The organism is Mycobacterium sp. 1245499.0 (genome assembly GCF_001673615.1).
GTDB classification, from domain to species: domain Bacteria; phylum Actinomycetota; class Actinomycetes; order Mycobacteriales; family Mycobacteriaceae; genus Mycobacterium; species Mycobacterium europaeum_A.
Map to the genome: position 1 here is coordinate 1 of NZ_LZMG01000416.1, position 25,883 is coordinate 25,883.

The 25,883-nt window shown below is 68.4% G+C and carries 26 protein-coding genes; 9 read left to right on the top strand and 17 right to left on the bottom strand.

Annotated elements, in window-relative coordinates:
- The 9 genes from A5646_RS25945 to A5646_RS25985 all read right to left on the bottom strand — a co-directional run.
- A partial coding sequence (locus A5646_RS25945) for a glycosyltransferase family 9 protein (RefSeq protein ID WP_369806991.1) occupies positions 1 to 284 on the bottom strand: 284 nt, incomplete at its 3' end.
- Entirely contained in the window at positions 281 to 1,765 is a 1,485-nt protein-coding gene (locus tag A5646_RS25950) for an HAD-IIIA family hydrolase (protein WP_066881968.1), read from the bottom strand. The genes A5646_RS25950 and A5646_RS25945, both read right to left, overlap by 4 nt.
- Entirely contained in the window at positions 1,765 to 3,405 is a 1,641-nt protein-coding gene (locus A5646_RS25955; RefSeq protein WP_066875873.1) for a carbamoyltransferase C-terminal domain-containing protein, read from the bottom strand. Before A5646_RS25955 ends, A5646_RS25950 begins: the two co-directional genes overlap by 1 nt.
- Before the next feature lie 9 nt (positions 3,406 to 3,414).
- On the bottom strand, positions 3,415 to 4,470 hold the full coding sequence (locus A5646_RS25960; protein ID WP_067025327.1) for a UDP-glucuronic acid decarboxylase family protein: 1,056 nt from the start codon (positions 4,468 to 4,470) through the stop codon (positions 3,415 to 3,417).
- 4 nt (positions 4,471 to 4,474) lie between these two features.
- Positions 4,475 to 5,695: a glycosyltransferase gene (locus tag A5646_RS25965; protein ID WP_066881973.1), complete on the bottom strand. Its 1,221-nt coding sequence runs from the start codon at positions 5,693 to 5,695 to the stop codon at positions 4,475 to 4,477.
- A gap of 16 nt (positions 5,696 to 5,711) precedes the next feature.
- Positions 5,712 to 6,680 carry a glycosyltransferase gene (locus tag A5646_RS25970; protein ID WP_066881975.1) on the bottom strand — a complete coding sequence of 323 codons (969 nt, stop codon included), beginning with the start codon at positions 6,678 to 6,680 and terminating at the stop codon, positions 5,712 to 5,714.
- A gap of 268 nt (positions 6,681 to 6,948) precedes the next feature.
- Positions 6,949 to 8,001, bottom strand: a complete 1,053-nt coding sequence (locus tag A5646_RS25975) for a DNA topoisomerase IB (RefSeq protein WP_067025329.1) — start codon at positions 7,999 to 8,001, stop codon at positions 6,949 to 6,951.
- Positions 8,002 to 8,131: 130 nt separating this feature from the next.
- Positions 8,132 to 8,530, bottom strand: a complete 399-nt coding sequence (locus A5646_RS25980; protein WP_066870971.1) for a heme-binding protein — start codon at positions 8,528 to 8,530, stop codon at positions 8,132 to 8,134.
- 230 nt (positions 8,531 to 8,760) lie between these two features.
- Positions 8,761 to 9,582 carry an SDR family oxidoreductase gene (locus tag A5646_RS25985; protein ID WP_066881979.1) on the bottom strand — a complete coding sequence of 274 codons (822 nt, stop codon included), beginning with the start codon at positions 9,580 to 9,582 and terminating at the stop codon, positions 8,761 to 8,763.
- 242 nt (positions 9,583 to 9,824) lie between these two features.
- On the opposite strand from A5646_RS25985, the gene A5646_RS25990 reads away from it, so the two are divergent.
- Both A5646_RS25990 and A5646_RS25995 read left to right on the top strand, forming a co-directional pair.
- Positions 9,825 to 10,061, top strand: coding sequence for a general stress protein CsbD (locus tag A5646_RS25990; protein WP_066870966.1), 237 nt, complete (start codon positions 9,825 to 9,827; stop codon positions 10,059 to 10,061).
- Positions 10,062 to 10,223: 162 nt separating this feature from the next.
- On the top strand, positions 10,224 to 10,511 hold the full coding sequence (locus tag A5646_RS25995) for a DUF3349 domain-containing protein (protein ID WP_066870962.1): 288 nt from the start codon (positions 10,224 to 10,226) through the stop codon (positions 10,509 to 10,511).
- Between the two features lie 6 nt (positions 10,512 to 10,517).
- Here A5646_RS25995 and A5646_RS26000 read toward each other — a convergent pair whose 3' ends face one another.
- The 4 genes from A5646_RS26000 to A5646_RS26015 are packed head-to-tail and all read right to left on the bottom strand — an operon-like array spanning position 10,518 to position 13,680.
- Entirely contained in the window at positions 10,518 to 11,282 is a 765-nt protein-coding gene (locus tag A5646_RS26000) for an endonuclease/exonuclease/phosphatase family protein (RefSeq protein ID WP_066881981.1), read from the bottom strand.
- A 51-nt stretch (positions 11,283 to 11,333) separates the two neighbouring features.
- Positions 11,334 to 12,107 carry a PIG-L deacetylase family protein gene (locus A5646_RS26005; protein WP_066870957.1) on the bottom strand — a complete coding sequence of 258 codons (774 nt, stop codon included), beginning with the start codon at positions 12,105 to 12,107 and terminating at the stop codon, positions 11,334 to 11,336.
- On the bottom strand, positions 12,104 to 13,057 hold the full coding sequence (locus A5646_RS26010) for an acyl-CoA dehydrogenase (protein ID WP_066870947.1): 954 nt from the start codon (positions 13,055 to 13,057) through the stop codon (positions 12,104 to 12,106). The genes A5646_RS26005 and A5646_RS26010 overlap by 4 nt, the downstream gene beginning before the upstream one ends.
- On the bottom strand, positions 13,054 to 13,680 hold the full coding sequence (locus tag A5646_RS26015; RefSeq protein WP_156753090.1) for a glycosyltransferase family 2 protein: 627 nt from the start codon (positions 13,678 to 13,680) through the stop codon (positions 13,054 to 13,056). The genes A5646_RS26010 and A5646_RS26015 overlap by 4 nt, the downstream gene beginning before the upstream one ends.
- Positions 13,681 to 13,814: 134 nt before the next feature.
- On the opposite strand from A5646_RS26015, the gene A5646_RS26020 reads away from it, so the two are divergent.
- On the top strand, positions 13,815 to 14,393 hold the full coding sequence (locus tag A5646_RS26020) for a nucleotidyltransferase (protein WP_066881985.1): 579 nt from the start codon (positions 13,815 to 13,817) through the stop codon (positions 14,391 to 14,393).
- Here the strand turns inward: A5646_RS26020 and A5646_RS26025 are convergent.
- The gene (locus A5646_RS26025) at positions 14,387 to 14,644 is read right to left on the bottom strand and encodes a Rho termination factor (RefSeq protein ID WP_066870937.1); all 258 of its coding nucleotides are present in this window, start codon (positions 14,642 to 14,644) and stop codon (positions 14,387 to 14,389) included. The two genes, A5646_RS26020 and A5646_RS26025, sit on opposite strands and share 7 nt — an antisense overlap.
- Positions 14,645 to 14,859: 215 nt before the next feature.
- Between A5646_RS26025 and A5646_RS26030 the strand changes: the two genes are divergently transcribed.
- The 3 genes from A5646_RS26030 to A5646_RS26040 are packed head-to-tail and all read left to right on the top strand — an operon-like array spanning position 14,860 to position 18,520.
- Positions 14,860 to 15,873, top strand: coding sequence for a chemotaxis protein CheB (locus A5646_RS26030; protein ID WP_066881987.1), 1,014 nt, complete (start codon positions 14,860 to 14,862; stop codon positions 15,871 to 15,873).
- Complete coding sequence (locus A5646_RS26035; protein WP_066870930.1) at positions 15,870 to 16,628, top strand: STAS domain-containing protein; 759 nt, start codon at positions 15,870 to 15,872, stop codon at positions 16,626 to 16,628. The genes A5646_RS26030 and A5646_RS26035 overlap by 4 nt, the downstream gene beginning before the upstream one ends.
- A 50-nt stretch (positions 16,629 to 16,678) precedes the next feature.
- Complete coding sequence (locus A5646_RS26040) at positions 16,679 to 18,520, top strand: CheR family methyltransferase (protein WP_066881989.1); 1,842 nt, start codon at positions 16,679 to 16,681, stop codon at positions 18,518 to 18,520.
- Here A5646_RS26040 and A5646_RS26045 read toward each other — a convergent pair.
- Positions 18,517 to 19,428 carry a chemotaxis protein CheB gene (locus A5646_RS26045; protein WP_066881991.1) on the bottom strand — a complete coding sequence of 304 codons (912 nt, stop codon included), beginning with the start codon at positions 19,426 to 19,428 and terminating at the stop codon, positions 18,517 to 18,519. The genes A5646_RS26040 and A5646_RS26045 overlap by 4 nt on opposite strands.
- Positions 19,429 to 19,615: 187 nt before the next feature.
- Between A5646_RS26045 and A5646_RS26050 the strand changes: the two genes are divergently transcribed.
- On the top strand, positions 19,616 to 20,782 hold the full coding sequence (locus A5646_RS26050; protein WP_066870922.1) for a glycosyltransferase: 1,167 nt from the start codon (positions 19,616 to 19,618) through the stop codon (positions 20,780 to 20,782).
- 42 nt (positions 20,783 to 20,824) lie between these two features.
- On the top strand, positions 20,825 to 21,919 hold the full coding sequence (locus tag A5646_RS26055) for a helix-turn-helix domain-containing protein (RefSeq protein ID WP_066881993.1): 1,095 nt from the start codon (positions 20,825 to 20,827) through the stop codon (positions 21,917 to 21,919).
- Positions 21,920 to 21,936: 17 nt separating this feature from the next.
- Here A5646_RS26055 and A5646_RS26060 read toward each other — a convergent pair whose 3' ends face one another.
- Positions 21,937 to 23,322, bottom strand: a complete 1,386-nt coding sequence (locus A5646_RS26060; RefSeq protein ID WP_066881995.1) for an NAD(P)/FAD-dependent oxidoreductase — start codon at positions 23,320 to 23,322, stop codon at positions 21,937 to 21,939.
- A gap of 119 nt (positions 23,323 to 23,441) precedes the next feature.
- Here A5646_RS26060 and A5646_RS26065 point away from each other — a divergent pair, with 119 nt between their 5' ends.
- Positions 23,442 to 24,407: an alpha/beta fold hydrolase gene (locus A5646_RS26065; protein WP_066881997.1), complete on the top strand. Its 966-nt coding sequence runs from the start codon at positions 23,442 to 23,444 to the stop codon at positions 24,405 to 24,407.
- Here A5646_RS26065 and A5646_RS26070 read toward each other — a convergent pair.
- Positions 24,402 to 25,748 (bottom strand): flavin monoamine oxidase family protein, encoded by a 1,347-nt coding sequence (locus A5646_RS26070; RefSeq protein WP_066870911.1) that lies wholly within the window; start codon positions 25,746 to 25,748, stop codon positions 24,402 to 24,404. The genes A5646_RS26065 and A5646_RS26070 overlap by 6 nt on opposite strands.
- Between the last annotated feature and the right edge of the window lie 135 nt (positions 25,749 to 25,883).

Sequence of the window (25,883 nt, forward strand, 5' to 3'; positions counted from 1 at the left end):
TGAAACGACGTGAAGATGTACACCCGGTCGGGGGCCAGATCGCGCAGCTGCTTGATCAGCGCCTCGGCATGCGCGGCGGTCAACTCGGGCGCCTCGAAATCGACCCAGGGCGCCTGCCATTCGACGATCTCGTCGACACCGAGCAGCAGCTCGGCCGCGTCCCGGCCGCGCGGCCCGACCAGCATCGTCAGCCGGTCGTGGTGTGCGGCCACCGCGCGCACTGCGGGACCGGTGATCAGCACGTCACCGGCGCTGTCCAGGCGGGCCACCACGGCGGTGCTCATTGGCACTCCGAAAGCACCAGGGACACTGCGTCATTCAGCGTCGCGGCCACGCGCGCGTGCTGGCGCGCGTGCTCGACCTCGCCGGGCAGGGTGCGGTCGGTGGGAACCAGCACCGCCCGGGCGCCGGCGGCCAGGGCGGCCCGGACGTCGCCGCCGGTGTCGCCGATCATCACGCAGCGCTGGGGCGGCACGGCCAGGGCCTCGGCCGCCGCCAACACCATGCCCGGCCGCGGCTTGCGGCATCCGCAGCCGTCGGTTTCGTCGTGGACGCACACCTGCCAGGAGTCGAACGGGCCGAGCACGTCGTCCACCCGGTCGTTGACGCTGCTGAGCTGCTCGGCGCTGATCAGTCCGCGCGCCACCCCGGACTGATTGGTCACCACGGCCAGCAGCAGGCCGCGCCGGCGCAGCCGAGCCAGCGCCCGGGCGGCGTCGCGGGTGGGGCGCACCCCCGCCGGATCGTTGAGGTAGGGCTTGTCGACGATCAGGGTGTCGTCGCGGTCGAGGAGCACCGCGAGCGGCGGATCGCGCCGCGCCCGGCGAAACGTCCATTCCCCGGCCAACCGGTGGGCCACCGCGACCGGGGGGATGATCGCGCTGCTCAGCGAAAGCCGCAGCGCCTCAACACCACTGCGTGGTCCGCTCAGCCAGCGCCGGGCGGTGAACTCCACCGTCAACAGCAGCCACAGGGTGGCGGCGCGGCGGGCCGCGCGGCGGCGGCGCACCAGCGCGGCGCCCAGGGCCAGCGCGCCGATCAGGGTGGTGGCCGAGTGCGCCGGCAGCCGGCCCGCCCCTTCGCCGATCTGGTCGCGCCAGGACCGTCCGTACTTGCGGCGCAGCAAGGCGTTGTCTCGGTTACCGATCTGCGCCCGCACGCTCGAGCGCCAGGTCGCCGGCGCGACGGGGTGAGTCGAGCGACGTTCGCCGCGCAGAATCGTCCCGCCCGCCAGCACAATCCGCAGCGCCAGGTCGGAATCCTCGCGGTAGGCGCGCGGAAACCGCTCGTCGAATCCGCCGACCGCCACCAGCGCGTCGCGGCGATACGCCATGTCGGCGGTGATCCATCGCGCCGTCGACAACCGCGCGGTCCGGCGCTCGTCGTCGGTGGGGCGGCGGTGCGTCGGGACCTCGAGCACCGCCTGCGACCCGACCGCACCGGCGGCGTCCGCGGCCTTCAGGTCGATGCACAACGCCGACTCCCAATCCGGATCCGGCACCACGTCATCGTCCAGGAAACACACCCAGCGGGTGGTGGCCGCACGCCATCCCACGTTGCGGGCGGCCGCCGGCCCGCGTCCGCCGCTGCGCAGCACCCGCACTCCCAAGTCGTCTCCCAACGCCAAATCGCGGGGCGGTCCCGGCCGGTCGTCGACCACCACGACCTTCGGCGGCACCGGCCACGCACCGCGCTTCAGCGCAGTCAGCAAGCGCCGCAGCGAATCCCGACCGATGGTGGGGATCACGAGCGTGTACTCGGGCATCACAGGTACCGCCTGACCAGGTAGGGGCCGAGGGCCAGCACGTCGATCGGTGAACTGCCGAACACCTCGAGCGCGTCGCGCGGTGTGTCCACCATGGGTCGCCCGGCGGTGTTGAAGCTGGTGTTGACCACCACCGGAACTCCGGTGTGTTCGGCGAAGTGGCTGATCGTCGCGTGCAGTAGCGGGTGTTCGGCCTTGTCGACGGTCTGGATTCGCGCGGTGCCGTCGACGTGGGTGACCGCGGGGATGCGGCCCCGCCAGTTTTCGGCGACGTCGTGGACGAACAGCATGTACGGGCTGGGAAGCGGCCCGCGAGTGAAGATCTCGGCCGCCCGCTCGGCCAGCACCATGGGCGCGACGGGCCGGAACTGTTCGCGTCCCTTGACGGCGTTGAGGCGCTCCAGGTTGGCGGGGTGGCGCGGATCGGCGAGCAACGAGCGCCCGCCGAGGGCCCGCGGCCCGAATTCCGCGCGGCCCTGGAACCATCCGATCAACTGGTTCTTGGCCAGTGCGTCACCGACCGCGGTCGCCACGTCGTCCGGGCGTTCATAGCGAACGGCGGCGTCGTCGAGCGCGGCCCTCATCCGTTCCTCGGACCAGCCGCGACCCAGCTGTGCGGTGGGCATCGGAGTGATCGGCTCGTGAAACGATGCGGCCAGGCTCAATGCGGCCCCCAGCGCGGTACCCGCGTCGCCGGCCGCCGGTTGCACCCACACCCGCCCGAAACCGCCCTCGGCGTAAATGCGGCTGTTGGCAACGCAATTCAGCGCTACACCGCCGGCCAGGCACAGCGCGTCACCGTCGGTACGCGCGCGCAGCCAGCGAACGAGATCAAGCAGCACCTCCTCGATGACCAGCTGCACGCTGCACGCCAGATCGGCGTGCACCGGGTCCAGCTCCGTTGCATCCGCCCGGCGCCGCGGCGCCAAGCGCTCCCAGTCGATCGGTTCGGTGCGGAAACCGCCGTCATCGCAGGCGTATACCCGGTCGCGAAGCTGGTCGGCGAAGCATGGCCGGCCGTAGGACGCCATGGCCATCACCTTGTACTCATCGCTGGATCGCACGAAACCCAGGTGCTCGGTGAGGCTTTCGTACAGCAACCCCAGCGAGTGCGGCAGCTGTTGGGCGGCCAGCACGTCGAGCTTCTGGTCGCGATAGGCACCGGCCAGCATCGAGGTGCGTTCCCCGCGCCCGTCGACCACCAACACGGCGGTATCGGGATGCGGGGAGGCCAGCGCCGTCGACGCGGCGTGTGCGACATGATGGCGGACGTGCTGTACGACAGCGGGATTGAGGCCGGGCAGCGCGGTTTTGAGAAACCCGGGCGCGCGCTCGGCGTACAGGGTGCGCAGGTATTCCCAATCCTTGTCGAGTCCGGCGGGATCGACCGGCTCGTCGTACATCAGCGCCGGGTCGTAGGAGTAGCCGATGGCATCGATCTCTTCGGCGGCGACGCCGGCGTGCTCGAGACACCACCGGATGGCGGCGACGGGAAGCTCCCAGGTGGCGAACGGGACGGCCTGCTTACCGTGCTTGCGCCGGGAAAAGCGTTCCTCTTCGGCGGCCGCCACCACCTGGCCGTCGATCACCAGGGCGGCGGCGGGGTCGTGAAATACCGCGTTGACACCGAGAATTCGCACTGCTTCCTCCTACCGGGTGCGTCGATCAGCGGCCGGGACGAGCTCCTCACCGGATTCCTCGGAAGCGTCGGCCGTGGCGCGGAACCAGTCCACGGTGGTCTTCAACCCGGTGCGATAGTCGACGGTCGGTTGCCAGTCCAGGCGCTCGCGGGCGAGCGTGATGTCGGGGCACCGCCGTTGGGGATCATCGGTGGCCGGCGGGGTGAACAGGATCGTCGACGTGCTGCCGGCGAGGTCGCGGATCAGTTCGGCGGCCGCCAGGACGGTGAGCTCGTCGGGGTTGCCGATGTTGACCGGTCCGCCGAAGTCGCTGTGCGCCAGCGCGAGCAACCCAGCGATGGTGTCGTCGACGTAGCACAACGACCGTGTTTGCAGGCCGGTGCCCGAAACGGTCAACGGGTCACCGCGCAGCGCCTGGAAGCAGAACGACGGAACCATCCGTCCGTCGCCGGCACGCATGCCCGGCCCGTAGGTGTTGAAGATGCGTGCCACCCCGACATCAACGCGGCCCAGGCGGCGGTGGGCGAACGCGAGCGCTTCGGCGTACCGCTTGGCTTCGTCGTAGACGCTGCGCGGTCCCACCGGATTGACGTTGCCCCAATATGATTCGTGTTGGGGGTGCACCTCGGGGTCGCCGTACACCTCGCTGGTAGAGGTCAACACGAACCTGGCGCCGCCACGCTCGGCGATGTCCAGCGCGGTCGCGGTGCCCGCCGATCCGGCGCGCAGCGTCTCGATGGGCCGGCGCTGGTAGTCGACCGGGGAAGCCGCCGAGGCCAAATGGAAAACCACGTCGAAAGAACTGCCGATCTCCTCGACCAGGCCGGGGTCGCAGACGTCGTGCTGCACGAACCGGTACCCGGGATGGCCGGCCAGCCGGTGATCGATTGTGCTGGTGGACAGGTCGTCCACGCTGACCACCTCGACACCGGCGGCAAGGAGCCGATCGCACAGGTGCGCGCCGAGGAATCCGGCACCGCCGGTGACCAGAGCGCGGGAGAGCGGACGTACCCGGCTCTGGTACCGGTGGTCCCGGCGGTGAATGCGGGAAGGTGATTGAGCCACAGGATCACCCGGAACGTGTGCTCGGTGTGCTCATGTCGCGCCGGGCGAGTGACACCTTCTCGTAGATGCGTTCGGTGTCGGCGGCCACCCGGTCCCAGGTGTAGCGCGCCCGGGCGCGTTCGCGCCCGGCCTTGCCCAGCGCCCGTCCGCGGCGGCCATCGCAAATCAGGGTGGCCAGGGCGTCCCCGAGCGCATCGGGATCCCTGGGTGGCACCAGCCGGCCGGTGCCGCCGTCGACGACGGTGTCACGGATCCCGCCCACCGCGGTGGCCACCACCGGGATGCCACACGCCATGGCTTCCAAGGGCACAATGCCGAACGGCTCGTACCAGGGTGTGCATGCCACCACATCGGCGGAGCGCAGCAGCGCCGGCATCTCGGCGCGGGCGACCCCGCCGAACAGGCGCACCCGGTCGGCCACCCCGAGGTCGATCGCCAGCTGCAGCAGGTGTTGTGCGTGCGAGTCCTCGGGCAGCTCGGTGACGTGCGGGCCACCCACGATCACCAATTCGGCATCCGGGATGAGCGGCATGGCCCGGATCAATGTCTCAAAGCCCTTGCGCGGCACCAGCCGTCCCACCGATACGACGCGGGGCCGGTGCCCTCGGGCGGCCACCGGACCGTGTGGGGTGAAAGCGTCGATGTCAACCCCGCACGGCACCACGGAGGTCCGGGATCGCGCCCGGCCCATCCGAACCAGCTCGAAAACCTCGTCGGTGCTGGTGGCGGCGACCCAGGTGGCTTCGCGTGCGATCCGGCCCTCCACGGCGATTCGGCAACCCGGGCTGGTGTCGTCGGTGCCCTGGTGCAGTTTCTTGGTCAGGCCCAGCGCGTGGAACGTCTGCACGGTGGGTATCGAGTGCGCCCGCGCGGCGCGCTGGGTGGCCACGCCCGACATCCAGAAGTGCGCGTGTGCCACGTCGGGCGCATCCGTCAGCCACCGGCTCTCCAGGAAATGGGCGAAGCCGTACATGTATTGCAGCAACTGGTCTTTGGGCACTACCCGGGCCGGGCCCGCCGGGACGTGCACCACGCAATAGCCGTCCGGAGTCTCGACGGACTCGGCAAGCTCGGGATCGTCGCGGCGGGTGTACACCACGACATCGTGGCCACGCCGTGCCAGCGCGGAGGACAGCTCGGCGACGTGGACGTTCTGTCCGCCGGCATCCACGCCGCCCAGATGCGCCAGCGGGCTGGCGTGCTCGGAGATCATCGCGATCCTCATGCGGGCTCCTTCCTCCTCAGTTGCACTGTTCCTCGATCAGTTGGTCCCACTCGGCGAGGAAACGGTCGAGTCCGAAACGGGCAGTGGCGAATTCGCGTGCGGCCTTACCGGAGGCCGCCGCGGTTGCCTGGTCGTCGAGGTAATCTCGCAGCCCTTCGCCCAGCGTCACCGGGTCCGGGCTGACAACGCCTGCCTCGGAGGGGACGACGAAAGGCGCCATCGTCGAGCCGACGGCGACGATAGGCATCCCCAGCAGCATCGCCTCGATCAGGGACAGCCCGAGCGAGGTCCAGCGGGCGGTATGCAGGTACACCCGGCGGCGGGCGATCTGGCGCCACAGCTGCGGCGCGGCGACGTCGCCGCGGCCGGTGACCGCACCACGATTGACGCAGATCCCCTCGGTGCCCATGCCCCACACGTCGATCTGGGCATACTTCGACAGCGGCTCCAACTGGTCGGCGCCGACCACACGACCGCGCCGCGCCGGCTCGTTGATCATGGTGGCGGCCCGCGGCACGTCGCCGGTGTACAACTGGCCGGGATCAGCAACGCCGTGATCGATGACCCGAGTCGGCGCGCGACCGCTGTCCCACATCAACCGGTTGAACGCGGTGACGTGCACGAGGGGGATGTCGTGGCGCTCGGCGAGGGGATGGCGGGTTTGGGCTGCGTGTTCGCGGGGCGCGTTGTGCTCGACATAGACCGCCGGCAGGTCGAGGCCGGGGCGCCGACCCGCCCAGCGGGCGACGAGTTCTTCCTCGTGCGGGCGTTGCAGCACCACCAGGTCGATGTCTTCGGCCGCCAGGTCCTCGAGCGGGATTTCCTGCGCGTTGGGCCACGATCGTCCGGCCAGCCCGATGCCGTCCTGACCGCGATCGGCGGCCACCGGAATCAAATAGCGGTGCCCGCCCGCGACGAAGGCCTGCGCCCACGATCCGTGCACGTGCCACACCAGAACGCGCTTTGCTCGGCCGGGATCCAACATGGCGAGCCAGATACCCTAGGACTTCTCCGATAAACAGCGTTTCGGCCGCTGATTTCGAACGCGGCCGGGCCGTCATGGGCCTCCGCGAGCACGTCTATCGGTGCGGCACAATGTGTTTGGTGGAGAAGTGGTCGCCATGCCCGGTGGCGCCTAGATCGCACCTACTGTCCATGATGCGAACTCCCATGGACACCGGACGAACACCGTCGGACGGAGAACCGGTTTGCCCGCGCGCACCGTCTGGGTCGGCGGCGGCCGCGTTCTTTGCTCAGGCGCTCTTGGGCAGCGACGATCCCGACGCGCTGTTGCCCTTGGCGACTCGCCGGATCAGCATGCGGGTCGCCTTGTCCAGGATTTCCTGCGCCACATCGGGCTTTCGGGCGCGTTCGGCACGGCGCGCCGCCGCGGCGATGGTCAGTCCTTGCTCGTAACCGGTGACGACCCGGGGGTCGACGTAGGAACCGCGCGCCACGGCCGGGGTGTTGCCCAACTCCTGGGCCACCTCTTTCATCACCGCGGATTCGACGCGCTTGGCGACCCGCTGTGAGACCGCCGGGTCGGCATCGGCGAACGCCGTGGCCGCGAGCACCGTTCCATGCCACGTCCGCAAATCTTTGACGGTGTACTCGTCGCCCACCAATTCCTTGAAGCGGGCGTTCAGGTCGTCGGCACGCACATCGAGCCACCCGGATGCGTTGCGGCACGCCAGCAATCGCTCGGTGCGCTCGGGCCGGCGCATCAGGGCGCGCACCGCTCGAACCACTTCGGGGTCCTCGATTTCCACGGTGCGCCGGACCCCGCTCTTGGCCGGGAAATCGAACTCGACGGCGTTGCGCCGAACCACCACATGCTCACACAACAGGGTGGACAGGCCGTAGGACTCGTGCTCCTCGGCGTACTGTTCGCCACCGGCGCGGAAGTAGCCGCGATCCAGCAGCCGCAGCGCGAGCGCCAGGACCCGCTTGCGGGTCAAGCCCTGTCGCGTCAGATCCTTGGCTATCTCGGCGCGCCATGCCGGCAACCGGGTGGACAGTTCCAGCACGCGGTCGAACTTTTCCTCGGCACGCTCCTGCTGCCAGGCGGTGTGGTACAGGTACTGCCGGCGACCGGCCGCGTCGACGCCGACGGCCTGGATGTGGCCATTGGCGTATGGCGAAATCCACACCTTCTTCCATGCCGGCGGAATGACCAGATCCTTGATGCGCTGCAAGGTTTCCGGGTCGGAGACCGGCTTGCCATCCGGTTGGTAATACGCAAAACCTTTGCCGCGACGCTTGCGCGCGATTCCCGGCTTGCTCAGCACGCTACGGCGCAACCGCATTGTCGTCCTCCAGTTCTGGTCGCTGACTGCACAATTACCCGCCGGAGAAGTCGTTCACACGGCCAAGAAGCGCGGCCGGAATGGAAAACGACCCGCCACAGCGTCGTGGCGGGTCGTCTCGGGACTGCGGTCAGCCGGCCATGAATTCCTGGTAAGCCGACTCGAGGTACGGCGGCAGGGCGGTGACATTGCACTGCCGTTCGGTGTCGCCGATCGGTGCCAGGATGCCGCGCAGGTCGTTGTATTCCTGCGGGTGGCCGGTGAAGTAGCTGCGCAAGCTCGACTCGGCCTGGGGCCGCGGCTGCCCGTAGGCCGCCGTCACCACCTGGTTGGCGCCCGGATGCGCCGCCAGATACTGCTCGGCCGAGCCCTGCACCGCTGACACGGTGTTGTTCACCCCGCCGGGGCTGCAGTCGGGTGCTGCGGCCGCCGACGGTGCGCCGACGATGCCCATGGCCATTCCCCCGAGCAGGCAGCCGGCACTGATTCCGGCCACTTTCCGGCGCGCGACAATGCTGCTGATTTTCATGATTGTGATGTCCTTCGAAAGCGAAGTGATTTTCTCTGAAGAGAGGCTCCCGATCCTCGAAATCCAAAGTAGCGGAATCGAACAGTGCGGGCTTTCGCCGACAACGAACGCCGGCGGCCGTCCTGGCCTCTTTAGGGGTCGTTTGCTAAGCGAACGATCAAATGATCCGAGGATTTTTAAGAAACGGGCCCGGTTCTTAAGGAATTGTCAGCGGGATCGTGATGCAATCGTTACCTGAAGCTCGGGCCGATGCGAGGGCGGGAGCCGTCGCCGTCCGCGGGGTGATGTCCGTCGGTGCTGGGCGGCGCGAGGGTGTGCAACCAGGTGTCGACGTCGGGGCCGACGACCACCGCGCGATCGCCAGCCAGTAGCGCTCCGGCGCCCAGCGCGGCAACGGCGGGCTCTACCACGCGGACCTGTCGGGGATCACCTTGCTGCGTAAGCAGTTTCGATGTCAGCTCCGGTAACCGGATGGGGTCGGGCCCGGTGATGGTGCGCGGCGTGTGCGTCTGCCCCAGGGCCGCCTCGACCAGCACGTCGGCGACGGTATCGGCCGCGATGGGCTGGATCAGCCAGTCCTCGACGACCACCTCGGTGTCGTCGCAGCTCACCGCGTCGTGATTGGTGGCGAACTCGTACCAATGGGTCGACTTGACGATGGTGGTCGGCACCGGGCCGTCGAGCAGGATGTCCTTCGCCTGCCGTTTGGCCTCGTAGTAGGCGAAGCCGTCGAACACCGGGTCCTCGATTCCCGCGATCGTCGACACCACCAGGCGCTGCACGTCCTGCGTCGCGCACGCGCCCACGAGGTTGTGCGATGCGGCCGCGAGGGTCTGGCCGATGTCGGATCGCCCGTCGGGTGGAAGCGGGTTGGACACGTCGATGGCGACGTCGACTCCGTTGAGCGCCTGCGACAGCTCCGCTGCGTTGAACAGATCGACGCCGTGGCCGCGCGAAATCTCGACCACTGCGACGTCGCGCGCCCTCAATCGGGCGACAACGCGCGTGCCCGCCGTGCCGGTCGCCCCGATCACTGCGATCGTCGTCGTCACTACGGCTCACCCCCCGGGCGTTCGTCGTCCGACAGTACCCAGTAGTACCCGGCTCAAACCGGTCAGTTCGGCGAAGCCGGACGTGAGCTTCGTGCACAGATACCGGTGGAGTGATCGGCCGCACACGCGGCCGCGCGTGTCCGGGCGCAACGTGTTACCGGGCGTTTGATGCCCCGCGCGGCGGGAACGCCCTAGATGCCGTCGAGCGCAAGTCCACCAACCACCGAGAAGGAGGTCGACGCATGGGAGACCAGAACAGCGGACCGGAGGAAGCAGTCAAGGGCACCGTCGAAGGCGTCAAGGGCAAGGCCAAGGAGGTCGGCGGCGCGATACTTGGCCGCGACGACCTGTCCGAAGAGGGCCAGGCCCAGCAGGACAAGGCGGACGCCCAACGCGATGCGGGCAAGAAGGAAGCCGAAGCCGAGTCGGCGCGGGCCGGCGCGGACGCTGCCGAAGAGCGCCAGAAGAAGAACCAGTAGGCCACCCCGCAAGGGGCCCGGTCCGAAAGTCGGGCCGGGCCCCTTGCGCGCGCCCAGGCTATGCCGACGATCGCCATTCGACTGGTTTCAAGCCGTCCCGCCGGGCTATTCCCCGGCTTGAGCCGCTTTTGGCGGGTGGCGTGCGGACGAGCGGGGTGGCGGATGAGCCTGGGACAGCGGGTATCGAGCATGATCGCGTTTCTGCGTGCGGGCCGCCCCAGGGGCGCGCCCGACGTCGGCTACGCGCCGCTGTTGGCGTTGCTGCCACGGCGCGTGACCGACGACGAAGTCACCGCGATCGCCCGCAAGCTGCTCACGCCCAGGCGCCTCGGGATCGACCACGCAGATGTCGGGGTGGCCATCATCGGGGTCACCGACGCGATGCCCAGCACGGCCGACGTCGAGCGTGTGCTGGTGGCGATGAGATCGGCTGGCGCTCAAGAAGACTGAACGGGTTCAGTCCCGGTGCAGGTCCACCACCAGCGGACGGTGGTCGGAAATGGTCATCAGGTCCGCCTCGACGGCGCCGCCGCGCAGCCGGGGATCGTCGGTCAGGATGTGGTCGAGCTGGCGGTGGGGACTGTCCGCGGGAAACGTCTGCGCCGCGGCCAGCGCCCGCATGCCGGACCAGCGGCGCACCGTTTTGGGGGTCATGTTCAAGTCGCCGGTCAACAGCCGCGGGCCCGGGAAGCCGCGCAGGTCGCAGATCACCCTGCGCAGCTGGCGCCGATTCCACCCCGGAACGAACGACAGGTGCGTGTTGGCCACCGTCAGCCCGCCCATCGGGGTGCGCAACTGCGCGATGACCGCCGCCCGTGGCTCCTCGTCGACGACCATCACCCGGTTGGGACCGGGCAGGTACATGGGGAACCGCATGGGAATCCGCGGTAACCGCAGCACCTGCCAACTGGTCACCGGGTAGCGAGACAGCAGCGCGATCCCATAGGCCGCGGTACCCGGCTGTTCGCGGCCGGTGGCGGCCATCCAGGTCGCCCCCGGTGTGCCGGAAATGGCCGCCACGAACCGGTGTTCGACCGCTCCCATGGCTTCGGCCGCCGCGGCGGTCAGGTCGGCGCGCTCGGACCGCGGCTGATCACAGTCGACCTCTTGCAGGCTCAGCACGTCGGGATCGAGGCGGCGCACGCACTCACGCAGCCGGTCAACCACCACGCCATCACCGACGGTGCGACCGTGCAGGATGTTGAAAGTCGCCACGCGCATAGGCCTTCAACTACCCACTTTCGCGGTCATGCAGTCACCGGGGCGACGCGGTCACCGGAATACGACTTCGCCCACCGTGAGCAGTCGCGAAAGCACGAAGCCCGGCAGTATGGGCGCTGATTCGCCTGCGCTGAAAGCGAATTGGCTGCGATAGCATTGCGCGGCGCGACGTTTGCGCTCCATCGCCCAGCCGGGCGTGCGCACCGAGTGGGCCCGGTCCCAGGGCACCGCCGTGTCGGCCGGAATCGCCCAGTGCCACATCCAGATCGGATATTCCAGCAGCGTGGCTCCGGTGCGCTCACACGCGGTCGCGGCCGCGCGCCCCACGGCTTCGTGATCGGGATGGCCGTCACCGCGCCAGGTGGCCGCACACCAGGTCGCGGGGCCGGCCGCTTGGAGGACCTCGGTCAGCGTCTCGGTGAGCTTGTCCTCGTGGTCTGTCAGCTCGCCGTCGGGCAAACCCAGCAACATCGGCGGAGGGACGTTCAAAAGATTTGTTGCCCTGCGTGATTCGTATCGAAGGATGGTTTCCATGCGAAGACGCTCCGAGGCCGACGCTCCAGGGCGTGCGGCGCCGCCGTCGCTGGCGCAGACCACGTGAATTCGCGCCCCCGCCGCGGCCAGCTGGGTGATCATGGCACCCAAGCCCAGGGTTTCGTCATCGGGGTGCGGGGCCACCACGACCAGGTTCTTGCACTCCGTCAGATCCAGCGCCGGCAGGGGCCGCTCCTGAAACTCGGCCAGCCACAACGGCGCTGGAGTGCCGCTGTGCGTCAGCGGCTTGGCCGCAAACCTGGCGCAGTTGCCCGCCGGCAGGGTTTTCATGGGTCCCTCGTCGCCTGCTGGCCCGCCAGATGCCCGAGCTCGGCGAGGTCTCGCTCCGCGTGGCTTTGGCGGATGTAGATGCTCAGATCGGCGACCCGCTGCGCGTGCCGCCCATCCTGACACAGGGGGCCCGGGCCCAGCGCCCGCCCGGTGCGGGTGATGGCTTCGTCGACCGCGTGTTCCACCACCGTGCGCACCCTGCGGGCCAACAGCTGCGCGGTGCCGGCCCGGTCGAACGGGTCGTCGTCGATCTGGCTCGCCGCTGCGGTCAGAATCGCGTCACCGGCGGCGAGCGCGGCGTCCACGGCGCCCAGATGCGCCAGCGAATAAGCGTCGGCGGATTGGCTTGCGGCGCAACGGTACAGCGGGTCGGCGACCCGGCGCGCGCCGCCCAGCCAACAGGCGGCGACACCGATGGCGCCATGCCAGAAGCCGGGGCGGTCCAGGTAGGCCCCGGGGTCGCCCACGGCGACGGCCTGGGCATTGGTGAACTGAACCGGCCTGGTGTCACTGCCCGCCATACCGGCGTTCCACCACGTGCTCGGCAACGCTTTGACGGTCGGGTCGGTGGCGGTGACCGCGAACAGGCCGCGGGTGCCGTCCGCCAGTCGCGCGGTCACCAGTGCGTGGGTGCAGAACCCCGCACCCGCGCACCACACCTTGGTGCCACTCAGGGTGAAGGCGCCGTCGACGTCGGTGGCCGTCAGCACGGCGTCGGGGGCTTCGGCCGCCCACACGCCCCACAGCTGACCCGGTTCGGGTGGCTTGCCGCCCAGCTCGTGAAGTATCGCCACCGCGTCGACGTGGGCTTCGGCGATCCTGGCCGCCACGATGTTCTCCTCGGCGAGGCGCGCCAGGCGTTGCCAGCGTTCGGCGGTGCGACCGGAGGCGGGAAGGGGTAACTCGAGTCGTCCGGACTCCAGCCAGTGCTCAACCAACCCCGCCGTCACGCGCAATCACCCGCCGCCGATCTCCCCAACGGCCTGAGGTGGGCGAATCCGTGCAGGGCCCGAGCCTCGGTCCGCGCCGGTGTGATCACAGACAGTTCGGTGTGTCGATGAATGCGGTGGCCCGCGGCTTCGAACCGCTCGACCAAGTCGGTCTTCTCACCGGTCGGCAGGGTACGAAAGCCACCGACATGCCAATACGCCCGCGCGTCGAAGCCCATGTCGCCGCCGACCAACTCGTGGTGGCTTTCCCGGTGTCCGGCGCCGGCCTCGTAGTACCGCACGACGCCCACGACCATCTCCGCGCCGGACTTCAGCTGATGGGTCAGCCAGCGCGGGTCGACTCGACCGTCGGCGTCGGTGGTGGCAAACCAGCAGTTGGCATCGTCGCTGAACAGGGAGCGCGCATAACCGAACCCGACGGCCCGGGCCGTGCCGGGAGTGTGCACGTCTACCTTGAGGAAATGCACATCGGGGCCGTAGTCGCCGGCCAGTTCGTCGCTGCCGTCATCACAACCGTCGAGCACCACCACGATCTGCACCGGGATCGGCGCACACAGGGCGGCAGTCAGTACCGCGCGCAGACACGCAGGCAGCTTTGCTCGTTCGTTGTGGACGGGGATCACGACGGCTGCACCGTCATATGCGCATGGCACGGCGGTTGACATAACCCCAAGATTTCCCGATTAGCCGCAAGTTAAACGGCTTCAGCGACCGCCCCAGGTTGCCTCGCCCGTTCGCCGGGTATGACCTAAACACCATGGCCGCCACCGACACCCACACCGACGGATCCGCCTGCGCCACGCCATTGCGAGATGCGCTGCGGGGCGCGGCCTCGGCGCTCAAGGAGAAGGGGCCACCCTTCGCCTTGGCCGGCAGTTATGCGCTATGGGCTTACGGCGCACCGGAACCCAGCCACGACGTGGACCTGGTGGTGAGCGAGACCGACGTGGACGCCGCCGTCACCGCTTTGGCCGACGCCGGATTCGCCATCGAACGCCCGCCGGAGGACTGGTTGTTCAAGGCCCGCACCGCCGGCGTACTCGTGGATATCCTGCATCGCATCAATGGCGTGCCCGTGGACGCCGACACGCTGAACAGGGCCGAACAACGCGACGTGCTGGCGATCCGCATGCCGGTGTTGCCTCCCACCATGGTGCTGGTCCAGCAGCTGCGCTCGCTGGGCGAGCACCACTGCGACTTCGCCAAATTGCTGCCCGCGGTCCGCGCGGTGCGCGAACGCCTGGACTGGGAAGCCATTCGGGCGCAGACCGCCGACAACGACTACGCCGTCGCTTTTCTGGTGCTGGTCGACCGACTCGGCCTGACCGGTCAGTGATTCCGCAGTTTGGCGACCAGTTTGTCCTTGCTCAGGCTCGAATAGCCGGACATGCCAAGCTCTTTGGCGCGCTTCTTGAGCTCGGGCACGGTCCAGTCCTGGTAAGACCCCGACTTGCCGCCCTTGCGGGAGACCTTCGACTTGCCCTGGCCGGCGGCGGCGTTCGAGATACGCGCGGCCTTCTCCTTGGAGTCGCCCTTCTTGCGCAAGTCCTGATACATCTTTTCGTTCTTGATCGAGGAACGCGGCATGATTCATCCTCCTGTCCACAGACATCTTCGTCAGTAGTGCCCGCCCCGGCCGGTTCAAAAACCTGCTCAGGCCGGCACCGGGTCCGTGCGCCGTTCCCAGCAGCGGTGCCGCGCCAGGGCGGCGGCGAAGTCCTCGACGAACCGGTCGGGCAGCTCGTCGGCGGCCGCTATTCAGCGGCCGGCCGATTACCTACCATCGATAGGGGTAGTCGAAAGTGGTGGTTCAGACGGCTGAGGTCGGCGCCCTGCAAGGCGTGGTGGCGATCGGCGCATCGGCCGGCGGCGTGGAAGCGCTGTCCAACCTCGCCGCCGGCCTCTCGCCGGACGTGCCGTACGCGTATCTGATGGTGCTTCATGTGCCCGCGGGTGCGCCCAGCATCCTCGCCCGCATCATCGACCGCAGCGGTCCGCTGCCGGCGGTAGCTGCCCAAGACGGCGCAGCGCTGGAGCCCGGCCGCATCTACGTCGGTGTGCCGGACCGCCATCTGCTGGTCGCCGATCATCGCGTGCTGCTGACCCAGGGGCCGACCGAGAACGGCCACCGCCCGGCGATCAATGCCTTGTTTCGCTCGGTGGCATTGAACTTCGGGCCCCGCGCGATCGGCGTGTTGCTCTCCGGCGTGCTCGACGACGGCGTGCTGGGACTGGGCGCCATCCGTTCGCGCGGCGGAACCACCATCGGCCAGTCACCCGAGGACGCGTTGTTCCCGGCGATGCCGACCAACGCCGTTGATGCCGGCGTGGTGGATCGGCAGTCGCCGGCGGCCGGCATCGGCGCGGTCCTCAAAGAGCTGTCGCACCGAGAGATAGAGGATTCCGACATGGAGCGCGACTCCGCGATGGAGCTCGAGAACCGCATCGCCATGATGTCGCGGTTCGCGACCGATTTCGATACCGAGAAACTGGGATCACCGTCGGGCTACACCTGCCCCGACTGCAATGGCTCGCTGGTTTCCGTCAGCGAGGGCAATTTCCGCTGCCAGGTGGGCCACGCGTGGACGGCCGAGGCCCTGCTGGGCGCGCGGGACACCGAACTCGAGGGGGCGATGTGGATCGCGGTGCGCAGCCTGCAGGAAAAGGCCAGGCTGGCCCGGGGCATGGCCGCCAAAGCTGGAACCGAGCTGCTCGTGCGGCGCTACATGGCGATTGCGGAGGAGACCGAGCGCGCGCTGACCCTGCTCAGCGACCGGCTCTCGACCACCGCCCAGCAAGAGGGTGAAGCTGGATGACCGGCGACCGACCGACTGTCCGGATCGAGCGGGAGACGTCTCAAGACCTGCCGATCCTGACCGTGGCGGGGGTACTCGACAGCTCGACCTATCGGACCATCCGTGACGCGGTCATCAAGGCCGCGATCGACGAACCCCGCGCGGTGATTGTCGACATCAACGGCCTGCATGCGCCATCGGCCTCCGCGTGGACGGTGTTCACCAGCGCTCGCTGGCACGTCAGCGTCTGGCCCGATGTGCCGATCCTGCTGGTTGCTTCCGCCCCGCAGGTGCGGCGCGCGATGAGCTCGGCCGGGGTGACCCGGTATGTGCCGATACATGCCACCCGCGAGATCGCCCTGGACGCCGTGGCGAGTCAGTCCCTGCGAGTGCGACGCCGGGCCCGCGCCAGCCTGGCACGAAACATCAGCAGCCTCGAGGTTGCGCGCAGTGTGATCGGCGAATGGCTCACCCAGTGGGACATCGGCGAGGTGATCCCGGTCGCTGCCACGCTGGCCACCGTCTTCGTCGAAAACGTTCTCGACCACACGCGGAGTGCACCGGTGTTGATCGTCGAGAGCTACCAAGACACCGTCACGGTCGCCGTGGAGGACAACAGTTCTCGCCTGCCCGGGCGGCACGAAGACGCCGCCCTCGGCGCCGACATCGTCTCTGGGCTGGCCATCGTCGCCGCGTTGTGCCGGGCGTGGGGCGCGACCCCGACGTCGTCGGGCAAAACCGTGTGGGCTTTGATCGGTCAGGAAAACCAGTTCTGACCGCGAGTAGTGTTCATGTCCTTCGGTAAATCGTTATCGACGGGACGTGCATGGAATCCACGACTGACGAGGCTTTCGAAGCCCTGTTGCGGTATATGCGGGATTCGCGCGGATTCGACTTCACCGGCTACAAGCGCACCTCACTGATGCGGCGCGTCCGGCACCGGATGGACCAGGCGGGCTACCCCGCGTTCGACGACTACCTCGATTTCCTGCAGGCCAGTTCCGATGAATTCACCGCGCTGTTCAACACCGTCCTGATCAACGTCACTTCGTTCTTCCGTGACCCCGATGCGTGGGAGTTCGTCAGCGCCGAGATCATACCGCGGTTGCTGGCCGAGCGCGGCCCCGCCGATCCGATTCGGGTGTGGAGCGCCGGCTGCGCCTCGGGGCAGGAGGCCTATACGCTGGCCATGCTCTTCGCCGAGGCATTAGGACCGGACGGGTTCCGGGAACGGGTCAAGATCTACGCCACCGATGTCGACGAGGACGCGCTCAGCGAGGCGCGGGCCGCCTCCTACGACGCCAAGGCGGTCGAGTCCGTACCGCCGGATCTGTTGGGGCGCTATTTCGAACAGCTCAACGGCCGCTACGCTTTTCACAAAGACCTGCGGCGCGCGGTGATCTTCGGCCGCAACGACTTGGTCAAGGACGCGCCGATCTCGCGCGTGGATCTGCTGGTGTGCCGCAACAGCCTGATGTATCTCAACGCGGAGACGCAGCGAAACGTGTTGGGGCGTCTGCATTTCGCCCTAGCGCCGCAGGGCACGCTGTTTCTCGGGCACGCCGAGATGTTGCTCAGCCACGGAGAAAGATTCACTCCGGTGAACCTCAAACACCGGATCTTTCGCAAGGTGGCCGGAACTCACGGCGGAGTGGATCGCTACGATCCCAATGCGGCGTTCTACGAGCGCAACGTGGACCTGCCGGGGTTGACGACGGTGCGCGACTTGGCATTTCGCGCCAGTCCGGTGGCCCAGATCGTGGTCACCGGCGAGGACACCGTCGCCATGATCAACCAGCAGGCCGAGACCACCTTCGGGCTCTCGGCCCGCGACATCGGCCGGCTGCTGCGCGATCTCGAGGTGTCCTACCGTCCGGTGGAGCTTCGTGCATATCTAGAGCAGGCCAAGGTGGAGCGGCGCTCGGCGCGGATCCAGGACGTCAAGTGGCAGCGGCCGGGTGCCGAAACGGTGTGGTTCGAGATCCACGTCAACCCCCTCGTCGACGCCGAGAACGGCTTGCTCGGGGTGTCGATCGTGTTCTTCGACGTCACCGCGACGCGCGCGCTGCTGGACAAGGTCGTCCAAACCAACCGGCAACTCGAGGTGGCCTACGAAGAGCTGCAATCCACTAACGAGGAACTCGAGACCACCAACGAGGAATTGCAATCCACGGTCGAGGAACTCGAGACCACCAACGAGGAACTGCAGTCGACCAACGAAGAACTCGAGACCATGAACGAGGAGCTGCAGTCCACCAACGACGAACTGCACACCATCAACGAGATGTTGCGCGAGCGCAGCCTGGAATTGGACGAAGCCAAGCATTTCCAGGATTCGCTGATCGACTCGGTTCGGATGGGCATGGTGGTGGTCGACCGGGAAATGAAGGTGATCCTGTGGAACCGCGGCTGTGAGGAGCTCTGGGGGCTGCGGGCCGACGAAGCGACGGGGTCAAGGCTGACCAACCTGGACATCGGCCTGCCGCTTGATGCCGTGCGGCCCTTGATCGGCAACGCTTTTGTCGACCCGGAGAGCTCCGGTCACGTGGTGGTGGACGCCGTCAACCGGCGTGGCCGTCCGGCCACGGTGCGCATCACGTGCACGTCGTTCCGCTCCAGCGAGGGGACGGTCGGCGGGGCGCTGCTGCTGATGGAGGTTGTCGGTTAGTTACCCGTGATCTGGTGGTGCGACAACCGATTCGGCCACCGGACGGATGCTTCCTCGGCGGCCTGATGAGCTAGTTGCGCGCGGGACCGTGATTCCTGGGCCCTGCGTCGAGCCAAGGCAACCGTCTCCTGCGTGGCGCCCAATCCCACCGTTAGCTCCCGCCGCCTGCGTTGCAGTTCTGCCGCCCGCCGTCGGGCGAGCTCGCCCCGGGCCGCCGCAGTGTTGCTGCCAAACTTCGGGGGTAAGCCGTCGAGAACGCCGTAGGTGGTGGCAATGGCCGCGCCGACGTCCATAGCCTGGGGTGCCGGTGATTTCCGCTGTTGGGGTAGCGGTGCCCCACCGACGATGCCGACCAAGACCTGCCCGATTTCGTCGATGTCCAACACCAGGTCGGCGCCGGCGCGCGCGGCGGCTAGCGGCATCGACGGGTACTGCGCCGTCGCCGGACTTTCGGCGATGACGATGGCACCGGCATCCTTCATCGCGACGGTGCCCGCCGCCCCGTCGTGTCCCGACCCCGACAGCACCACGGCAACGCTCCTCGGTCCGTACGAACTGGCCATGGACGTCAGCAGCACGTCCGACCCCTGGGTCCCGTGGTTGACCCCGCTGTGCAGCCGGAAGTGGGCATCGACGGTGACTTCCAACAGCATTCCCGGCGGGCAGACCGCCACCTGTCCCGGTGTGAGGGCCTGTCCCTGGCGCGCCCAGCCGACCGGACGATCCATCAGTCGGCCCAGGATGGTGGGCAGGACGCTGGTGTGGCCCCCCAGGTGTTGTTGCACGACGACGGCGGCCGGAAAGTCCGGGGGCAGATCGCGCAAGACCGTCGACAGGGCTTCCAGGCCACCCGCCGACGCCAGCAGCGCCACCAGCTCAACGGCGGTGCCGTGCCCGTGAGTCTGCATCCCTCAAGTCTCCACCTTGCCGACCCACGCCGCAGTCCCGGGCGATCCCGGTTTAGCGCTTACCTCTAGTCCACGTGGCGAACCTCGGGCCTGCAGGCGAAGAGGCCGTCGCAGCCGTTTCGCGATTTCCGCGCAGGGTATGCCATCTGGTGTTGGCAGAAGGACGGTGGCGCGGAGGGAATAGCAGTTGAGGGTGGCAATTGTCAGTGGCGACGACGTCGTCGGGGAGGACCCGGAGCAGCTATGCGCCGCGCTGGCGGCCCAGGGCCACAACGCCACTATCTGCCTGCGACGAGCCAGCCGGCGTTCCGCGCAAGTGGCCGCCGAGGCCAATTACCACCGCATCTCGGTTCCCGTCGGTCCCCGCAAGGCGGCATCACCGGTTGACGTGCTGCCCGATGTGGGGGAGTGGGCGGCCACTTTGGACCGAATCTGGTCGACCGAGCCTCCAGACGTCGTGCACGCCTACGGCTGGCTGGGCGGCTTGGCCGCCCAGCTGGCCGCGCGCCGTCGACACATCCCGACCGTGCAGACCTTTTTGGGGTTGGCCGCGACATCGCGTGGCCACGCCGGGGCGGAACGGAACGAACGGGAGCGCGTGGAACCGCTCCTGGCGCGCAGCGCTACCTGGGTGACGGGTGAGAGCAGCGTCGACGCCGATGCGCTGACCCGACTGCGTCACCGCCGGGCCAGGGTGTCCACTTTGACGTGCGGTGTTGACGCCGAGCGCTACAGTCCGACTGGTCCGGCAGTATCGCGTAACGGGCTGCAACGTATCCTGCTGGTGGCGCCAAATCCGTTGTGGTGCAATGGTCTCGATATCGCAATCCGTGCGCTGCCCAAGGTGCGCGGCGCCGAATTGCTGATCGTCGAAAACGACGCCAATAGCAGCGGCCACGACGATGCACGTGCGCAGCTGCAACGTCTCGCGTCGGAGCTGGGTGTGGACGACCGGGTGCGCTTCGCCGGCCGGGTCGCCGATGCCGAACTGCCCAAGTTCATCCGGTCCGCCGACATGGTGGCATGCACGCCCCGTCAACCGCCCCGGGCCACCGCCGTGTTGCAGGCCATGTCCAGCGGGGTGGCGGTGGTCGCGGCCAGCGTGGGTGTGCTGGCCGACGTCGTGCTCGACGACATCACCGGTCTGGTGGTGCCGCCGGAGAATCCCGTCGCGTTGGCCGCGGCGGCGAGAAGGCTTCTCGGCCAGCGCTTTCAGTCTAAGAGCATGGGTTCGTCGGGCCGTAGCCGCGCCGTGTCGCGGTTCGCGTGGCCGCGAATTGCGCTCGACACGCTGAACATTTACGAGACCGTCGGGCCGCAGGACCGGATCGCTGCACCATCGACGGCGCGATGAGGCAATGATGCGAGGCCCGAACGCAAAGCATCCAGGCCGGTCATGACCACCGTGACGAGTGAGGCCGGCAGCAAACCCGCGAAGCCGGCAGTGGGGCTCGTCGGGGAATCGGACGAGGGGCCCGGGTCCGGTTATTGTCCCGCACGTCCGGTGCTCGGCCGTGAGGCCGAACCGGCGATCCGCCCAGCCGCTGTGCAATACAAGCAGTTTCGCACTGTCGATGCACAGGCCGCGCGGCGGTTCTTCGCCGGCGCGTATCAACCGGGCTGGCGCATCTCCGGGCTCACCACTCACGCCGCGATGTCACATCGGCGCAGTGATGCCGGTCTGTTGACGGTCGATGAGGTGATGATCCAGGGTCGTTCGACCCTCGAGATCTCGGCATCCGACACCATCGTGGTGGTCCAGCCGCGTGCGGGATCGTTGAGCGTCGCGGGCGGTCCGCTGGCGACCACGGACTTCCCCATTCTCGTCGCGCATGGCATGTCGTGCGTATTGCACTGCAATAGCGCGCGTTTCGACGTGATCAAGGTCGAGGCGGAAGCGTTGCAGAGAGTCGCCGCGGACTGGCATTCGTCGCTGGGGCAGCAGACCCGGTTCTTGAATTGGCGCCCGCGCTCCCGTGCGGCCGTGCGGGCATGGCACCGAGCCCTGGACTATGTGGTGGCGACGTTGACTTCCGCCGACACCGCCGCGCAGCCGCGGATCGCGGCGGGTATGGCCAACCTGGTGGCCGGTGCGCTGCTCGAGTGCTACCCGTCCAACCTCACCGAACACGACCCGGCCAGCGATCTCGCCCTGCCCGAAACCCTCAAGGAGGCAGTGTCTTTCATCCACCGCCACGCCGCCGAAGACATCGGCATCAACGAGGTCGCGGCGGCGGTGCACCTGACCCCCAGGGCGGTGCAGTACCTCTTTCGGCGACAGCTCGACACGACTCCGACCGAATACATGCGCCGCGTCCGGCTCAGCCGCGCCCATCAAGAGCTGATGACAGCGACGACCCCCGGCTCGACCGTCACCGAGATCGCCCAGCGGTGGGGCTTCGCGCATACCGGTCGATTCGCGGTGCTCTATCGGCAGACCTATGGCCAAAGCCCGCACACCACGCTGAGGCAGCAGGCCGCATCCTCCTGACGGCCAAGCCGGCCGGGTCAACCGTTCAGTCGATGCAGGAGCTGATCGGCGGCATAGCGCCCGCTGGCCAGCGCGCCCGCCGCGGTGGCCGGATTGTCGATGCCCACCGCCTCACCCGCCAGGTAAAGCCGGTCACCGATCGGTTGCTGTAGCCGGCGACGGTCGTCGAGGCCGGAGCCGGGCGGGTGAAACGAATAGGCGCCGAGGGCGTACGGGTCGACGGTCCAGTTCGAGGTCCGCACCTCGGTCAGCGAGATGTTGTCGCCGAAGAGCCGGCGGGCCACGGGCAGCGCGCTGGCCAGCACGTCCCCGGGCGCGCGTGACTCCACGAATCGCCCGCGCTCGCCGCCGTTGAGCGCCAACACGATTGGGCCGGCATCGCCGGGCAGGGTGAACCATTGTGACCACAGCCCGCCTTCGGGCCCGAGGTACTGGTAAAAAGCGTTGTCTACCTTCCACGTTCGCTGGTCCACGCGAAAGAAGCTCTTGGACAATGCGCCGAAACCCAGGGCGGTCACGGCCCGGGCGTGCGCGTCGGGCAGCGGCGGATCGAAGGCGATCGCACCGGATTTCAGCACGCCGAGGGGAACGGTGACGATCGCGGCCGAACCCCGAAACGACTTGTCTTTGGCCCGCACGATGACTGCGTCGTCGCGTTGCACGATCGCGGTGACCGGCGTGTCGAGTTCGATGGTCAGCCCCTCGGCAAGCGAATTGGGCAGGGCGTCATAGCCGTTGATGATGACGTCCTGGTCGCCGCCGGCGTAATCGCCCTTGTCGAAGGTGGCGGCCGAAAGCTGATTCGCGTCGGCGGCGTATTCGTCCTCGATCTCGGTGGTCAGATAGAAGGCCAGCTGGGCGCGGTCGGATGCGGACAGCCGTGCGCCGTCGGCGGCGGCTTGCACCGCGGCGCCCAGGCTTGTCGCGTCGCGCAGACTGCGCGCCCGTTCGACAAACGATCGCCAGGTTGCGCTCTGGTAATCCAGCGGCTGTAGCGCGGGATCGACCGCGAGCCTGACCCACCCGTAATAGTCGGTGCTTACCAGTTGCGATCGCGCCCGGCGGGCCAGCTCGGTCAGCGGGTTGTCCGTCGTGCCGTGGATCCACGAGGCGCCCAGCTCCAGGGGCGTGCCCCAGCCGCGGTCGGTGCAGACCCGGCCACCGATGCGGTCGCGGGCTTCGATGACGCGAACCGGGCGCCCGGCGTCGGCAAGGCTGCGGGCGGCGGACAAACCCGCCATCCCGGCGCCGACGACGAGGATCGAGGTGGTGTCCGGCGCGGGCCGAGCGGACGGGCGGCCCGTGGCGGGTGTCGGTTGGTTCGGTGCGCACCCGGCGGCCAGCGCGCCACCGGCCACGCCGGTCGCGGCCGCGAAAAATGCCCGGCGCGACAACCCCGACACGAGTCTAAGCGTCTCATAAGAATCGTTTGCCGGATTTACCAAAAGCGAACCGAACTTAGGGATAAAATCGTCCCATCCTTAGCTGCGGCAACGGCGCCGCGTTGGAGGGGGGAGCGGTGATGAGTGCTCGACGATCGGCCCGCACGGTTGACCCGTTCCCCGACCGGCTGCCGCCCAGTGAGACCGTCACGGTCCGGGCGGCCGACGGCACCCGGTTGCACGCGGAGGTGTTCGGGCCGCCCGACGGTTATCCGATCGTCTTGACGCACGGCATCACCTGCGCCATCCGGGCGTGGGCGTACCAGATCGCCGACCTGTCCCACGACTACCGGGTGATCGCCTTCGATCATCGCGGCCACGGCCGCAGCGGCGTGCCACGAGCCAACAATTACAGCCTCAAACACCTTGCCTCCGACCTGGATTCGGTGCTGGATGCGACCTTGGCGCCGCACGAACGCGCCGTGGTGGCCGGCCACTCGATGGGCGGCATCACCATCGCGGCGTGGTCGGAGCGCTACCGCCACAAGGTTCCCCGGCGCGCGGACGCGGTCGCGCTGATCAATACCACCACCGGCGATCTGATCCGCAAGGTGCAGCTGTTGCCGGTGCCCTACGGGTTGTCGCCGGCCCGGGTTCTGGCCGGCCGCACCCTGATCAATGCGTTCGGTGGGTTCGCGGTGCCCGGTCCCGCCCGCATCCCGAGCCGCTATGTGGTGGCGATGCTGGCCACCGGACGAGACGCCGATCCGGGCATCGCCAGGCTTGTCTACGAGCTCTTCGAGAACACCTCACCGGCCGGACGGGCGGGGTGCGCGAGGGCGCTGGTCGCGTCTCTCGGGTCGCGCTATCTCGACCTGGACGGATTGACCGTCCCGACGTTGGTCATCGGCAGCGAACGCGACCGGCTCACCCCGATCAGCCAGTCCCGCAGGATCGCGCGCAGCGTGCCCAACCTGATCGACCTGGTCGAACTGCCCGGCGGGCACTGCTCGATGCTCGAACACCCCCGCGAGGTGAACCGCCAGCTGCGCGCGCTCGCCGAAACGGCGATGCGCAACGCGGCCACCCGCCGGATCAGCTCATAGCAGCGCGGTGATCTCCGCGGCCGCGCGCTGCCCGGAGCGAATCGCCCCGTCGAGGAAACCGGTCCACTCGTCGGCGGTTTCGGTGCCGGCCCAGTGGATCGGCCCGACCGGTTCGCGCAGCCACGGCCCGAACCGGGTCCACGATCCCGGCGGCACCGCGGCGGTGGGGCCGCCCGGCGCGAATTCCTCTGCGCCCCAACGGTGATCGACGTAGTCCAAGGGCTTGAGCGCGTCGTCTCCGAAAAGCGTTGCAAAGCAGCGCAACGCGTCGCGGCGACGCTGATCGCTGGGTAGCGAGTCGAACGACCGGGCGTCGACGAAACCCATCAGGATGCCCGGTCCGTCCGGGTGCGGACTGACGTCGAACGTGATGAAGACCGGGCCCTCGTCGGACAGCGCCTGCCCGGAAAACCCGTTGGTCCGCCAAAACGGCGTGGAGTAGGCGGCGTAGGCCTTGCTGAGCCGGCCCTGCGGCCAGTGCCGGGCGAGTTGCTCGTACTCGGCGGGCAGCGGGGGAGTGAACTCGATGGAGGCGCGGTGAGCCGGCGGGATGGCGACGATGACGAACCCGGCCTCGGTCTCGCCGAGGTCGGTGGTGACGGTGACGCCCGCGCCGTGCCGCTCGATCCGCCGCACCGGGGCGTTGAGCACCACCCGGGTGCCCAGTTCGGCGGCCGCCGCCTCGGCGATCTGTTGCGTGCCACCGGGGAAGCGGTCCTGTTGGGCGCCGTCCTCGACGTCGAGCAGTCGGTCCAGCCCGCCGGCCGCGTGCGCGTAGCGGGCGGCGTGCAGCATCGACACGTCGTCGGGTTCGCATCCCCAGGTCACCCGCGCCACGATCGCCAGCAGGTCGTGCGAGGAAGCCGTCGCACGCACCGAGCGCAACCAGCCGCCGAGCGACAGGCCGTCGAGTTCACGCGCGCGGCGGGCGTCCCACGGCGCCGCCAGCGGGACGCTGCGCGCGATCCTGTCGAATTGCCAGCGCAGCCGGCCGATATCCAGCAGGCCGGTCAGCGAAAGCTTGGGGATGGTGCCGTGATACGCGTGCGTCCACCCGCGCCAATGGATCAGGTTCTTGCCGTCGTGATGCGTCGGGGTGGTCGGGACGTCGAGTTCGGCGGCCATCGCCAATACGGCGTCCTGGGTCGGCCCGACGAACGTGCCGCCCAGATCGGCCGGCAATCCGGCGACGCTGCCGGTCAGGGACCGTCCGCCGACGCGGTCGCGGCCCTCGAAAACCGCCACATCGTGGCCTTGCCGTGCCAGCTCGCGCGCCGCGGCGAGTCCGGCGAAGCCCGCACCGACGACGACAACGTCGACAATGCGCGGCGGATTCGACACGCGGTCTAGTGAACCGCATTTCTGCGCATTTCATGGCAATTTCTTACAAGCTGGTCGCCGGCGTTTGGCTCACGGCGATGGCAAACATATGCCTAGCTCGCTATGTTAATTACGCTGCCACCACGTGCTTTCCGA

Coding starts and splice junctions, on each gene's coding strand:
- A5646_RS25950 (WP_066881968.1), bottom strand. CDS start 1,765: ATGCCCGAGTACACGCTCGTGATCCCCACCATCGGTCGGGATTCGCTG.
- A5646_RS25965 (WP_066881973.1), bottom strand. CDS start 5,695: ATGAGGATCGCGATGATCTCCGAGCACGCCAGCCCGCTGGCGCATCTG.
- A5646_RS25970 (WP_066881975.1), bottom strand. CDS start 6,680: ATGTTGGATCCCGGCCGAGCAAAGCGCGTTCTGGTGTGGCACGTGCAC.
- A5646_RS25975 (WP_067025329.1), bottom strand. CDS start 8,001: ATGCGGTTGCGCCGTAGCGTGCTGAGCAAGCCGGGAATCGCGCGCAAG.
- A5646_RS25980 (WP_066870971.1), bottom strand. CDS start 8,530: ATGAAAATCAGCAGCATTGTCGCGCGCCGGAAAGTGGCCGGAATCAGT.
- A5646_RS25990 (WP_066870966.1), top strand. CDS start 9,825: ATGGGAGACCAGAACAGCGGACCGGAGGAAGCAGTCAAGGGCACCGTC.
- A5646_RS25995 (WP_066870962.1), top strand. CDS start 10,224: ATGAGCCTGGGACAGCGGGTATCGAGCATGATCGCGTTTCTGCGTGCG.
- A5646_RS26000 (WP_066881981.1), bottom strand. CDS start 11,282: ATGCGCGTGGCGACTTTCAACATCCTGCACGGTCGCACCGTCGGTGAT.
- A5646_RS26005 (WP_066870957.1), bottom strand. CDS start 12,107: ATGAAAACCCTGCCGGCGGGCAACTGCGCCAGGTTTGCGGCCAAGCCG.
- A5646_RS26020 (WP_066881985.1), top strand. CDS start 13,815: ATGGCCGCCACCGACACCCACACCGACGGATCCGCCTGCGCCACGCCA.
- A5646_RS26025 (WP_066870937.1), bottom strand. CDS start 14,644: ATGCCGCGTTCCTCGATCAAGAACGAAAAGATGTATCAGGACTTGCGC.
- A5646_RS26035 (WP_066870930.1), top strand. CDS start 15,870: ATGACCGGCGACCGACCGACTGTCCGGATCGAGCGGGAGACGTCTCAA.
- A5646_RS26040 (WP_066881989.1), top strand. CDS start 16,679: ATGGAATCCACGACTGACGAGGCTTTCGAAGCCCTGTTGCGGTATATG.
- A5646_RS26045 (WP_066881991.1), bottom strand. CDS start 19,428: ATGCAGACTCACGGGCACGGCACCGCCGTTGAGCTGGTGGCGCTGCTG.
- A5646_RS26055 (WP_066881993.1), top strand. CDS start 20,825: ATGACCACCGTGACGAGTGAGGCCGGCAGCAAACCCGCGAAGCCGGCA.
- A5646_RS26065 (WP_066881997.1), top strand. CDS start 23,442: ATGAGTGCTCGACGATCGGCCCGCACGGTTGACCCGTTCCCCGACCGG.